Below are 12,607 nucleotides of genomic sequence, written 5' to 3' on the forward strand. Positions count from 1 at the left end.
AATAGCTATTAGGGCTTATTAACCAATGCGGCGCTTTAGGCCGGTCATTTGCAGGATTCGGGTGGCAATCTCTTCTACCGACATCTCAGAGACGTCCAAGTTTGGGATACCTTGAGAGATATAAATGCCTTGTATCGCGCGCTGCTCTTGCTGCACTTGCTGATAGCTAGAATAACGGCTACCGGCGCGGCGCTCTTGGCGAATTTTTACTAACCTATCGGTATTAATGACTAGCCCAAACAGCTTATCTTTATGCTCACGCAAGGATTTTGGTAATTGGTTGTCATACAAGTCGTCTTCAGTCAGCGGATAATTGGCCGCCCGGATGCCGAATTGTAAGGCTAAGTATAAAGAGGTTGGCGTCTTCCCTGAGCGAGAAACTCCAATAAGAATGATATCCGCCATACTATAATGGCGGGTACGCGCGCCATCATCATTATCTAAGGCAAAGTGCACCGCATCGATACGCTCTTTATAAGTCTCAGAGTCGACATTATCGTGAGCATGCCCTGAGTGACCATCCGGCTCAATACCGGTCTCTTCAGCGATACGGCCAATCAGCCCCTCATACATATCTAAATTACAGCTTTTGGCGGAGTTGACTGTTTCGCGAATCTCAGGGCTGACTATCGTATCGAATACTAGCGGCAATAAGCCATCACGCTGATAGGCCATGTTGATGCGCGCCACCGCATCCTCAGCGCGCTCTATACTATCGACGTAAGGTAGAACGTGAGTTTCAAAAGGCACAGAAGCAAATTGACTCAAAATCGAGCGACCCAAAGTTTCAGCGGTAATGGCGGTACCATCAGAGATAAAAAAAGCACTTCTTATCGTTTGTGAGTTATCCAAGCTCATTGCATGCCGGTTCTGTATAGTCGGTTTATCTGGTTCAGACGGATTATTGAAATACATAACTAACAACCTCAGTGCTCTATGGAGTGTTCATTAATGAGAAGCCGCTTATTTTTAGCCGCTCTATTTTTATGATGGTTACTTATGGCTCGGTCAGCCTAAAGGAATTCTTTGATATTAATGCCTCACATTATACTCATAATAGCGCCTGAATAGGAATCGATGTAGAGGCAAAAGTGTACGAGTGTATCTATAAAAAAGACTCTCAACTACTCTACTCGCTATTAGCAATTTACTTTGCTGCTTTTATAGCGACTTCCTATTAAGTTTTAGCAATATTCTCACTACATCTAGGTTACTGATAAGAGTGGTCGTTGCTATTACAGTATCGGCTGAGCTATAAAGACACAAAAAAACTCTAAATTTTGTATCTTTTTCCAAATTTTTTCCGTTATCCTCTCGAAATTCGCAAAATATAGGGGTATAATCCACCCTTATAATCCTTACTAAATAACCTTATTTTTTGGAGTTATCATGGCAGCGCAATCTACAGCACTTGTAATCAATCTTGATCAGTTAGGAAAAGACGATATTGAGATGGTCGGTGGTAAGAACGCATCTCTTGGCGAGATGATTAGCCACTTATCAGATTTGGGTGTTAGCGTTCCTGGCGGCTTTGCCACAACCTCGAATGCTTTTAACCGTTTTTTGAACGAAACGGGTCTGCTTGACAAAATCAATAGCGAGCTGAAAACCTTAGACGTTAATGACGTCAATAAACTTGCCGCTACCGGTAAAAAAATCCGTAATTGGATTATCGAGCAGAAGCTGCCAGCAGATCTCGAAGCTGAAGTGCGTCAATCTTTTGAAGCGATGAGCGGCGGCGAAGACATCGCGGTTGCGGTGCGTTCTTCTGCGACTGCGGAAGATTTGCCAGATGCTTCATTTGCCGGCCAACAAGAAACTTATCTAAACATTCGCGGTATCGATAACGTATTGATCGCTATCAAAGAAGTGTTTGCCTCTTTATACAATGATCGCGCGATCTCTTATCGTGTGCATAAAGGCTTTGAACACGAAGGCGTGGCACTATCTGCTGCCGTTCAGCGTATGGTACGTTCAGAGACGGGCGCGGCGGGCGTTATGTTCACTCTAGATACCGAAAGCGGTTTTGATCAAGTAGTGTTCATCACTTCAAGCTATGGCCTCGGCGAGATGGTCGTGCAAGGCGCAGTTAACCCAGACGAATTCTACTTATCTAAGCGACTACTTGCCGATGGCAAACCCTCAGTAATCCGCCGTAACTTAGGTAGCAAGCATAAAAAGATGATCTATGGTGATGAAGGCAGCACTGCTAAATCAGTCAAAGTCGTCGATGTCGAAAAAGAGGAGCGTATGCAGTTCTCTTTATCTACTGAAGAGCTAACCTCTCTTGCCAAACAAGCGATGACTATTGAGAAGCATTATGGTCAAGCGATGGATATCGAATGGGCAAAAGACGGCGATAGTGGGCAGATCTTTATTGTGCAAGCGCGTCCTGAAACCGTTAAGAGCCGTCAAGACAGCAACGTCATGGAGCGTTATGTCATCAATACTGGCGATGCTAAAGTACTGTGCGAAGGTCGCTCAATCGGTCAACGTATTGGCGCTGGTAAAGTGCGTATCGTCAGTAACCTTAACGAGATGGACAAGGTTGAAGAAGGCGACATCTTAGTCTCTGATATGACGGACCCGGATTGGGAACCGGTCATGAAGCGCGCTTCTGCTATCATCACTAACCGTGGTGGCCGTACCTGTCACGCTGCTATCATTGCGCGTGAGCTTGGCGTACCCGCCATAGTTGGTTGTGGTAACGCCACTGAGCTATTGGTTGATGGTCAAGACGTCACCGCCTCTTGTGCCGAAGGCGACACGGGCTTTATCTACGAAGGTCAGCTTGATTTTGATATCCAAACCAACTCTATTGAGTCTATGCCAGATCTAGCGTTCAAGATCATGATGAATGTCGGTAACCCTGATCGCGCCTTCTCCTTTACCCAAATGCCTAACAAAGGTATCGGTCTTGCGCGTTTAGAGTTCATCATTAACCGTATGATTGGCGTACATCCAAAAGCCCTACTCAACATGAACAGCTTACCTCGTGAGATCTCGCAAGCGATCAATGAGCGTATTTCAGGCTATGCCTCACCTGTTGATTTTTATGTCGATAAGTTGGTTGAAGGTATCTCAACTTTAGCCGTTGCTTTTATGGATCAGCCGGTTATCGTACGTATGTCAGATTTTAAATCGAACGAATACGCAAACCTGTTAGGCGGTAAGCTATACGAGCCATCAGAAGAGAACCCAATGCTTGGTTTCCGCGGCGCTAGTCGTTATGTGTCGGATAACTTCCGTGACTGCTTCGAGCTTGAATGTAAAGCACTAAAACGCGTCCGTGATGAGATGGGTCTGACCAACGTTGAGATTATGATTCCTTTCGTGCGTACAGTAGATGAAGCAGCACAAGTCATTGAGCTACTAGAGAAAAATGGCCTGAAACGCGGCGAAAACGGTCTGCGCGTCATTATGATGTGTGAGCTACCAACCAACGCCTTACTCGCTGACGAGTTCTTAGAGCATTTTGATGGTTTCTCTATCGGCTCTAACGATTTGACTCAGTTGACGCTAGGTCTCGATCGCGACTCAGGTATCGTCTCGCATCTGTTTGATGAGCGCGACCCTGCAGTCAAAAAACTATTATCTATGGCGATCGAAGCTTGTAACAAAGCCGGTAAGTACATTGGTATCTGTGGTCAAGGCCCATCAGATCATCCTGATCTAGCCTTCTGGCTGATGGAGCAAGGTATCAACTCAGTCTCATTGAACCCAGACTCTGTCCTTGATACTTGGTTCTTCTTAGCTGGTGAAGAAGCGCAATAGTAGCCTATAATGCGCTCTCTTTAAGTAGCTATTAACCTTCGAAGACAGTGACTAGTAGAGATAATCACTCGTAAAAAAAGTTATTAGGGTTTGTTTGCTGATCGTCATTAATTTTGATGAAATAGCGAGCAAACCCTAAATTGTATTTACTATTTATCTAAAATCCTATCCAAGACATTGTTTAAAGCGTCTGTACAAGGTTCTAGTTTTGAATTTTAACTCCTAACCATCTGATACTAACCTTGTTAAAAGCAGATTTGTCCCAATAACATCACTTATAAAAGCTAAAACTTATCATCAGCGAATTAAGATATAACTCATTATGCAAATTTTTCTTGCTCGAAATAATGTCCAAGCAGGGCCTTACACTTTAGATCAGCTCAATATCATGCTTACCTCAGGCGAGGTAGTATTTGATGATTTGATGTGGCATGAAGGCTTAGCAAATTGGCAACGGCTCGGTGACTTGACGGCTAACCAACCTTACTATCGTCCTACCATGAATAATACAACCGTCGTTAATGATAGTGATGATGACTCTATTATCAGTAATGTCACCGTCTTCCCAGAAGACTCTGATGACGCTAGTACCAGTAAGAATACTAGCGCCAATCAAGGCGGCTTAAATGGCAAAAAGCTCTCTCTTGATAGACTCTACGGCAAGCATGAGCGCTCAGCTACAGATAGTAGTAAAAAGTCTAAAGTAGACATGACGACCAATCGTGACCATTCACCAACTAATAATGTCTCGCTCAATAAGTCTAGTAACACTAGAGTGGCGGGCGCCAAAGATGTTGTCGTCGGTGATGTGATCTTAGCGCCTATCATGTCACGAATACTAGCCACTGCGGTCAATGGCTTGCTCTATATATTAGCCATCTTTCCGCTAGTATTGGCACTGACTAAAATGGATATCGACTATACTAAATTTCAAGATATTCAAAATATGGACGCCGCTTACCAGTACTCAATGACCTTGATGGAGAGTATCCCTAGCGGTACTTTGATGATGTCACAAGTCATGGTTTTTGGCTTATTTGCTCTGCAGATATTGTTCATTATCTTACGTGGGCAGTCTTTAGGTAAACTGATTACCGGTATTCGCGTGGTGGATCAAACCACGCATAGAATACCGTCCTTTTTTAAACTTATAGTAATGCGCACTTTGCTGCTACTTATTGTCTATAACCTATTGTTTTCTTTTACCAGTTTTTTAGGCTTTATAGTGATTGCCGTTCATTATTATATGGCCTCAAAAAGTCCCGAGAATATCGGTTGGCACGACAAACTCGCTAAAACCTTAGTGGTTAAAGCAGATAGCAAACAGCTGGTTAAACAGCCTAAAGTGAAGTAACTACAGTAAACTAACTCCTCCTAATCACAAGATTTCGAAAAGTAGCGCTTAGTCGCTACTTTTTTTATGGCTAGTCTTATCACGTATAAATAATGAGCTCTAGAATTAATTCCTTTTAGCCGCATTAACCTTTGTGTTAACGCTTGAGTGCTGTTATAATACGGCGCTTTATATCCTAAGCTTATTGCTCTCTATAATAATAGCTGAGACTAAGTTTACCTTATAAATCTCCTTGCTACCTGCATAGGGCCGGTAGCTACTAATCCGTAAGGAGTCCAAATGCGACATTACGAAGTGGTGTTAATTGTACACCCAGACCAAAGCGACCAAGTTGTCGGCATGGTTGAACGCTATATCAAGTTGGTTCAAGACAACAATGGTATCATCCATCGTCTAGAAGATTGGGGCCGTCGTCAACTGGCTTATCCAATCAACAAGATCCATAAAGCTCATTATGTGTTATTCAACATCGAAACTGACGGTGAGACTCTAGAAGAATTAGAAGAGTTATTCCGTTATAACGATGCCATCATCCGTAGCTTAGTCATGCGCCGTGATGAAGCAATCACTGAAGAGTCACAGCTAGCTAAAAATGCCGATGAAAAACGCGCACGTAAAGCTACGCCACGTCGTTCAGACGACAACGACAACAACAGTGAAGACTAATTAAAGGAGAATACTTATGGCACGTTTCTATCGCCGTCGCAAATTCTGCCGTTTCACTGCTGAAGGCATCACTCACATCGATTATAAAGATGTTGAACTGCTAAAACAGTACATCAGTGACAATGGCAAAATCGTACCAAGTCGTATTACTGGTACTTCTACCAAATATCAGCGTCAACTAGCGACTGCTATCAAGCAAGCTCGTTACTTGTCGCTACTTCCGTACACTGACAACCATCAGGGTTAACCGTTAACTAGGAGTGACTCATGCAAATTATTTTGTTACAGCGTATCGTCAACCTGGGTAAACTCGGTGAAACTGTCGATGTAAAACCAGGTTACGGACGTAACTTTCTTATCCCTCAGGGCAAGGCTCTTCCTGCTACTAAAGCGAATATCGAAAAGTTCGAAGCACGCCGTGCTGAGCTTGAAGCTGAAGAAGCTGCCGAGATCGCAACCGCCCAGACTCGTGCTGATGCGTTGACTGACGTTAACGTCATCATGCGTGCTAAGTCTGGCGACGAAGGCAAGCTATTCGGCTCTATCGGTACTCGTGATATCGCTGAAGCTTTGACCAACTCAGGTCTAGAAGTAGACCGTGCTGAGATTAAGCTTCCAGAAGGTACGCTACGTCAGATCGGCGAGTACAGCGTTGATATCCAACTGCATCATGATGTAACTGCTACTATCTTAGTTACCATCCTATCTGAAGATGGCGATGACGAAGACCAAGATGTAGAAGAAGCAGCTGATGAGAACGAAGAGACTTCTGAAGAGTAAGCTTTATACCCTCTATCTGAAGTTAAAAAAGGCCAGTGACTTTATGTTGCTGGTTTTTTTATTTCTATAGAGTTTTATTATGGCCTAATAAACATTCTATAGAGAACATATCTTCAATTTGATGTACTACCGCTCAGCATACCCATTCAACCGCTCAGCACCTTCTCCATGTTCTTTGATTATGAATTTGACTATCATAAGCGCGCTTCGTTTTGATTGATAGGAGAACGAATATGATTAAGACTGGTGATAAAGTAGTATGTATAAGTGGTAATGATTTTTATGCAGAAGGACACGTCTATACTGTAGGCAGTTTCATCAATGACAAGTTTTTTGAAATACCAACCGGTTGTAATGACGAATACTGGTACGCCACAAGAGATAGTTCTGGCATCTCTATTCATTTTGATACTATGGCAACCAAAGTGAGCAATGCCCATTTCAATAAATTAAATAACCAGATTTACGCTTAGTAGAGAATTTCTCAGATAAAACCAAACTTCGTAGCCCTTCCTAAGACCTACCCTAAGCTTTAATATTGATACCTTAAACTTTATCAGTAAAATGCACTTCTTATTTAAATGACATAAATAGAAAGCTTTTCCCATAAAAAAATCCGGTCACTTAATTAATAAGTGACCGGATTTTTAGTGTTTGGTGGAGATGGCGGGAGTTGAACCCGATTACATCATATACAATCACACGCTATCAAAAACGTATTAAGTAAAATCAATAACTTACGAAAAGTAAGTTTGATAGAATGTGATAGTTATTAATAGCAAGCTGTCAAAAATCCTGTCACAACTTAATTATCTGATGCTGCAAATCGTAAATTACCAGCTACACGGCGAGCCCAACCACGGCCAAATGTTTGCCAGTGACGTAAACGCGTATAATACTCGATGCGCTCAGCATTAAATAAGAACACCACATCGTTTTTGTCCATCGCTGCGACTGCAGCTAATGTGCGTGGTCCAATCAAACCATCTTGATTTGCACCTACAGCCGCTTGCAAGAACTTAACAGCGTGGCGGTTGCCGTGGTTATATGCTGCGTCTGTTAGTTGCCATGCAATTAGTCTATCTAGTTGATCGCCTTTAACCGCTTTATAGTATGACTTCTCGGTGATTTGCTTGGCAAGTGACTTGGGTAGCTTTCGCATATCACCCCAATAGCCGTGTGCGTTCGCAACACGCTTGGTCACACCATACATAGTTTCGCCGCCAGGGTCATTGGGATGGTTGACGTAACCACCCTCATGATCCATTAATCTATCAAAAATCATGTCATAGATGCTCATGTTATTTACCTTATTTTAGACATTAAAAAAGCCCCAAAATTGGAGCTGTATTTAATGATTGTTTTTATTTATCTGCGATACGCAGCGCGAAGTAGAGAGCATTGAGTGCTGCTAGCCCGCGGCGGTAATGTTTGGGCTTAACGTACGGTTGTACAATCTCGCTATTTTTGATAGCCGTGCTTGTGATGTGCCTTGCAATAGTAATAACTTGCTGACTATTAAAACGCATAGTTTGCTCCTGCCTATTTTGAAATTAGTTATCGGCATCTTTACCTGATACCAATACACGTATCGCTTCTTTGATCCGGTCTTTACTCTCAGCGAAAGAGATAACGCTTTTTGCTGCGATATTTACTAGCTTTTCAGCGAATGTTGGACTGATAGCACGTATAGTCATCATCATAGCGCCGCCAACACTGCCACAACTTGTGCCCAGCGCTGCATGAGCGCCAAGCCGATCATAACCAAGATTAAGTAGCATAAGGTCACTACCTACCATCGCGCTTAGTACACCGAAAAACACAAATACCGCGCTTAGTGCATAGCCATTTATTTTAGCTTTCGGCAGGGTCAGTGCACACGCTCCGATTAATCCGCCTATCATTGCAAATACCGTTTGCGGTGTTATCTGTGCTTGTAGCTCGATTGCTAACGCGTTTAGCATAACCGCCGCCTTTTTTCTTGATGATAATTTTGTAGTCGTATAGGTCCATCATGCGCCAGCCGCCTGTCAAACAGACAACTGCCCAAATTCCGTAAATAAATGTGCCGGTATTTGTAAATCCAGAATTGTCAAACGTTATAGCGACAAACGTCCAGACCGGAAAGCTGCATATCAAAACAAATCCAGATAGCGCACTACACCGAATTGATTTTGCCAGCATAAATATCAGCTGAAATACGATAATAGCTGGCATTATGAGCCACCAACGAGATTGATCAAAAGGTACAAACGCGCGGTAGATAGGGGCGATATCAACAACTTCGTCAGCAAAGCCGAATACATAAATAAAACTACCTGCATATGCAATATTGATAATTTGAGCTAGATTGGTACCGCGTCGGTACGTCCAATCCCGCGCGGTTGTAACTAGAGCTAAAAACCATTTTAAGAATCTAACGATTACTTTTAGCATGTTAGCGTCCCTTTTTAGACAAAATAAAACCCCGTTTTAAGGGGCGGTAATGTCGTACTTAGACATAAAATAATTCTCAAAAGCCTGTAGCGCGTAATCATCCAAACTCAAGTCTTTTTTACAGATAACAATATTACCCACGCTGCCCTGCCAAGCACCTGATTCAAAATCAAAGCCAAGTAATCGCATCTTCTTAGACGTTACTTTTGATTTTGCAGATGCACTATTAGTACTAGCAACTTCAATGCCGTCAACTCTTAACGTCAGCCCCCTGCCTTGTGAGCGCGTGATAGCATATAAATGGAATTTTTTAGCATCCTCTGGTAGCATTGCGTAGCTTAGCTGCAAGTCCTTGTTTGTGTGCTTACCGTGTATTCGCCATTCGCCACCGCTTATGTATGTGTACGATAGATTTGGAGTGTTGTTATAGCTATCATTAGCCTCTGCCGCGCCGTATGCCGCCGCAATACCAGTCTCGACAAAATCATCAGCGGCTTTTAAAACTGAGAATACGGTGTATTCATCAAGGTCAATAGGGGTATCAACAGCAGTTAGTCCGACATGGACTACTGGCTGTGCATTATGCTTAGCAAAATCATGGCGATATGTGCGACCTGATTTTGTAAATATACTGCGCGTCCAGATACTTTTGGCAGCTCTGTTTCTTACCAGTAGCGTGTCTGCACTGTAAAACTTAGCATCTGGCTCATACCAATGAGTAATGACAGGCCTGCCACTTTCGTCAACAAAGTTTGCTAGTTCGGTTTCATTAGTCACTTCTACAGGGTATTTGGCATTCTCTTTCATTTTCTACAACTCCTTAGCTAGGTTTGATTGGTATCCATCTGCGCTCACATAAATACCTTGCGGTGAATCTTCTGTCCCTTGGTACTCTCTACCGATTAAATGAGGTGGGAGGTGGACGTTGCCTTTTTGACCAACTAAAGCCTCGTAACCTACCGCAGTTTTGTTACCGATTTTTGCAATAAAAGCAGACTCAACGCTGGAGGTTATACCGATAGGCGCATAAGCATAGCCGCCACGCCATGAGTGCGTTTCATTAGTATCCATTGTGATATTCGTATGCAGGCCGTTCATGGTAAAATTGTAAAACTTCCAAGATCCTGAGTTCTTGTTTGCTATCACCTCACCTGCACCAATCTTACTGTTTTTTACCCCAAAGTCTCGGTCAATGTAGGCAGCCGCAAAGCCAAGTGTGTCAGACTTAACGACGGTAGCCCAAGCGTTAGGTGCTGTTTCCAAAGTTCCTGCAACCATTGCGCTATTATCTTTGTAAAAACCTTTTCTTACACCGTTGTAATGACTAGCCGCAACATTCCACCCATACCCCACTAACTGTGTTCCACCCTCATAATCTATACGCAAAGGCTCTAGCGCGGTGGTCTTTAGTATCACGCCAACATGTCCTGTCGTAAAATCCGCAAAGACGTTTTGCTGCAAAGTAAATCTTTTTTCTACAATAGTGTTACTAGCATACAACTTATTAACCCACTGGCACTGCACCGAGTCAGCATAGCCAAAAAAATCATCAACTAGCATTACTCCGTTAACGTAGAACTCGCAGTTAGTCATGTATGCAGTCAACTCACCTTCTCCGCCCACCGAGCCATGATTACCCCCTGTTGTTTTTGTGCCTATGTCGGTTCTATCTCCTGTTGTCGCCTCAAAGCTGACAGGAGGGATGTAGTCTGTAGTTACCTCTTGAATAAGCGTCCAATCAGCAGATTCGGGATTAGTGCCACTTGCGTAGCTTATTTTCTTAAAGTTAAAAAGAGAGTTGTGACCGTTTGGCGACCAAACACTTTTAAACATCATGTTTTTTGAGTGCTGCCAAGTTACCGCGAGTTCCCCAGTATCATACTTAAACTCGATATAGATATTTTTCGATGTTAGGTTTTGAGTGGGTGCAACACCTGTGGCGCCCACACTGTTAATGCCATCGTTATAACTATCGTACAATACACATTTCAACGATGGGTTTGTCTTTACAGCAAACCCATCGTTATAACTTGCATATAAACTATAAGGAGATTGCGAAAGTATTTGCAGTCTATTAGTTGCACTCATACTCTCAACGTATCTTGTTTTTCTTACGTTCTCTATTATAGCTTCATTTGTTAAGACGCATCCTTTACCGATAGCATCGGTAATTGCATCGGTCAAAACAACATCCATAGCTTCTGATAAATGGCCGTTATCACGAGCTAGTGACGGCGGTAAGTTACGCTTCGAGATTGCTGTATTGTCAGCAGCCGTTTTAGTTAATCCTAATTTTAACCAAGTTGCATCATCAAACAAAATGTCATTAATACTTAAGTACCTAGTCCAAAACCTAGCTCTTAGCGCCTCGTTAACGTTATTAACACGGTCAGTTCTTGCTGTTGAGCTATCGGTGTTTGAAAAGTGACCAAGTACAATAAAATCAGCGCCAAAAGGCAGTCCTTTTACCACCTCTATAGTCTTGTCTATGACGTACTGCGTGTTATCCTCTGGTGTTGTTAAGTCATTTTTACCGGAGTTAATAATATAGGTAGCATCTACTGGTCGCTCAGCTAAAGGTTTGGCATTAAAAACAGTTGATTCAGAAACAGTTGCATTGCTATTTGCTTTGAATTTTGAATTGAAAACATTAAGCTTGCCTGTCACGCCATTGTCTAGCTCAAAATCTACGACTGCACCAGTTTTTCCGAAACTTTTGGTAAAGGTAACTGGCACATAAATATCTTTAATTAACTCGCCACCTGTAACCTTGATAGTTACCTTATTTACACCTGATAGCATTCCAGTGCCTGCGATAGTGTCGCCGCTGACAGCATACGGGTACATCTTAATATCTTTATTATCTGCAAATGACTGCAACTCATCAGCCAAGTGAGCGAGTGTTGACGACCCGTAGGTAACGATAGACTTTGTTTGCTCTCCTTTTTTTACAAGCAAGTCTGCATTATTACCCTTCCATGAAAACCAAATAGTGCCGTTATAAACCCTTTGGTAAGTACTACCTCTTGCGTTAATGTATGTTTGAAAAACAAAACCACTACCATCCGCCCTTGTGTTTCCGCTTACATATAACTGACCGTTTTGGTTCTCGGGTAACTTTAGCGCCTCTGCGATAGTGGCCGTTGGGATGTGGTAAATCCCAGCAATAAATAATTCGTCTATGTCGGAATCAGCTTCCAACCTTTGCGGCTTAAACAATGGGTTGGCATTAACATACTCTTTTGATTGCTCGATGGGATTCCATTTAAGCAGCCTCCAGACACCAGATTTTTTTTGCCAAAAACCATTTTCAGCTATATCGCTATCATCAGTAACTACAGCGTAATCACCATTAACTAAAGACGATGCAATCATTAGTGCCTTAGTAGCGAATGGCGTTGCCCCTAACAAGCCGTTCTCAACAACTAATCTAGATACCATCGGTGCGGATGGGTACTCTAAACCCTTTCGAGCAACAACAACTTTATCTTCATTTGCAAACTCTCCAAGCGTACCCGCGTCAATATGCCCGTCAGCCAAATCCTGCAACGTTAATAGTCCAGCCATCTTTCTTTTCCCCATAAAAATGCCCCGCAT

The 12,607-nt window shown here is 42.8% G+C and carries 12 protein-coding genes; 6 read left to right on the top strand and 6 right to left on the bottom strand.

All coding sequences use genetic code 11. The features are described from left to right. Positions 1–18: 18 nt before the first annotated feature. Positions 19–858: a pyruvate, water dikinase regulatory protein gene (locus ACS8E3_RS07540; protein WP_439243169.1), complete on the bottom strand. Its 840-nt coding sequence runs from the start codon at positions 856–858 to the stop codon at positions 19–21. Between the two features lie 531 nt (positions 859–1,389). On the opposite strand from ACS8E3_RS07540, the gene ppsA reads away from it, so the two are divergent. From ppsA to ACS8E3_RS07570, 6 genes are all read left to right on the top strand, one after another. Beyond that, on the top strand, positions 1,390–3,774 hold the full coding sequence (gene ppsA / locus ACS8E3_RS07545; protein WP_439242850.1) for a phosphoenolpyruvate synthase: 2,385 nt from the start codon (positions 1,390–1,392) through the stop codon (positions 3,772–3,774). 322 nt (positions 3,775–4,096) lie between these two features. Further along, on the top strand, positions 4,097–5,128 hold the full coding sequence (locus ACS8E3_RS07550) for an RDD family protein (RefSeq protein ID WP_439242852.1): 1,032 nt from the start codon (positions 4,097–4,099) through the stop codon (positions 5,126–5,128). 279 nt (positions 5,129–5,407) lie between these two features. Continuing rightward, positions 5,408–5,794: a 30S ribosomal protein S6 gene (gene rpsF / locus ACS8E3_RS07555; protein ID WP_439242854.1), complete on the top strand. Its 387-nt coding sequence runs from the start codon at positions 5,408–5,410 to the stop codon at positions 5,792–5,794. A gap of 16 nt (positions 5,795–5,810) precedes the next feature. Beyond that, positions 5,811–6,041, top strand: a complete 231-nt coding sequence (rpsR, locus tag ACS8E3_RS07560; RefSeq protein ID WP_010198808.1) for a 30S ribosomal protein S18 — start codon at positions 5,811–5,813, stop codon at positions 6,039–6,041. Positions 6,042–6,061: 20 nt separating this feature from the next. Beyond that, the gene (gene rplI, locus ACS8E3_RS07565) at positions 6,062–6,574 is read left to right on the top strand and encodes a 50S ribosomal protein L9 (RefSeq protein ID WP_439242856.1); all 513 of its coding nucleotides are present in this window, start codon (positions 6,062–6,064) and stop codon (positions 6,572–6,574) included. 233 nt (positions 6,575–6,807) lie between these two features. Beyond that, positions 6,808–7,047 carry a hypothetical protein gene (locus ACS8E3_RS07570; protein WP_439242858.1) on the top strand — a complete coding sequence of 80 codons (240 nt, stop codon included), beginning with the start codon at positions 6,808–6,810 and terminating at the stop codon, positions 7,045–7,047. Positions 7,048–7,379: 332 nt separating this feature from the next. On the opposite strand, the gene ACS8E3_RS07575 is transcribed toward ACS8E3_RS07570, so the two are convergent. The 5 genes from ACS8E3_RS07575 to ACS8E3_RS07595 all read right to left on the bottom strand — a co-directional run bounded on the left by ACS8E3_RS07575 (position 7,380) and on the right by ACS8E3_RS07595 (position 12,577). After that, on the bottom strand, positions 7,380–7,874 hold the full coding sequence (locus ACS8E3_RS07575; RefSeq protein WP_439242860.1) for a glycoside hydrolase family 108 protein: 495 nt from the start codon (positions 7,872–7,874) through the stop codon (positions 7,380–7,382). A 64-nt stretch (positions 7,875–7,938) separates the two neighbouring features. After that, on the bottom strand, positions 7,939–8,103 hold the full coding sequence (locus tag ACS8E3_RS07580; RefSeq protein WP_439242862.1) for a hypothetical protein: 165 nt from the start codon (positions 8,101–8,103) through the stop codon (positions 7,939–7,941). 24 nt (positions 8,104–8,127) lie between these two features. Next, positions 8,128–8,538: a hypothetical protein gene (locus ACS8E3_RS07585; RefSeq protein ID WP_439242864.1), complete on the bottom strand. Its 411-nt coding sequence runs from the start codon at positions 8,536–8,538 to the stop codon at positions 8,128–8,130. Between the two features lie 508 nt (positions 8,539–9,046). Next, positions 9,047–9,817 (bottom strand): hypothetical protein, encoded by a 771-nt coding sequence (locus tag ACS8E3_RS07590; RefSeq protein ID WP_439242866.1) that lies wholly within the window; start codon positions 9,815–9,817, stop codon positions 9,047–9,049. A gap of 3 nt (positions 9,818–9,820) precedes the next feature. Beyond that, a complete protein-coding gene (locus tag ACS8E3_RS07595; RefSeq protein ID WP_439242868.1) occupies positions 9,821–12,577 on the bottom strand; it encodes a pyocin knob domain-containing protein in 2,757 nt (918 codons plus the stop codon). Between the last annotated feature and the right edge of the window lie 30 nt (positions 12,578–12,607).

The sequence above is a fragment of the Psychrobacter sp. 2Y5 genome (assembly GCF_051847375.1).
In the GTDB taxonomy this organism is placed as follows: domain Bacteria; phylum Pseudomonadota; class Gammaproteobacteria; order Pseudomonadales; family Moraxellaceae; genus Psychrobacter.